Origin of the sequence: Ochrobactrum sp. SFR4, assembly GCF_019730395.1 — a bacterium.
Classification (GTDB): domain Bacteria; phylum Pseudomonadota; class Alphaproteobacteria; order Rhizobiales; family Rhizobiaceae; genus Pseudochrobactrum.
Window position 1 is genome coordinate 1 of record NZ_JAAPBB010000525.1, and the last position, 315, is coordinate 315.

Consider the following 315-nt stretch of genomic DNA (forward strand, 5'->3'; position numbering starts at 1 on the left):
AAATCGCCTATAAGCGTAAATGGCCACGCTGGACACCACCAGATGAAATGGTTGCACGTAACCCTGCCTTGCAGCCATATAGCATTGCCAATGGCGGCATGGGACCTGGTCTGAATAATCCGCTTGGTGCCCGTGCGCATTACATTCATAAAGACGGCAGAGACACCATTTACCGTATTCACGGTTCACCGGAATATTGGACAATCGGCAAGTCTGTTTCGTCCGGTTGTATCCGCATGGTCAATCAGGATGTGATGCATCTTTATGATAAGGTGCGGGGGGGGAGGGAGAGGGGAGGTAGGAAGGATGGGAGTA

The 315-nt window shown here is 51.4% G+C and carries 1 protein-coding gene; it reads left to right on the forward strand.

The features are described from left to right. Nucleotides 1-315: L,D-transpeptidase (locus HBA93_RS20090; protein WP_221724453.1), on the forward strand; the 315-nt coding region annotated here is incomplete at both ends.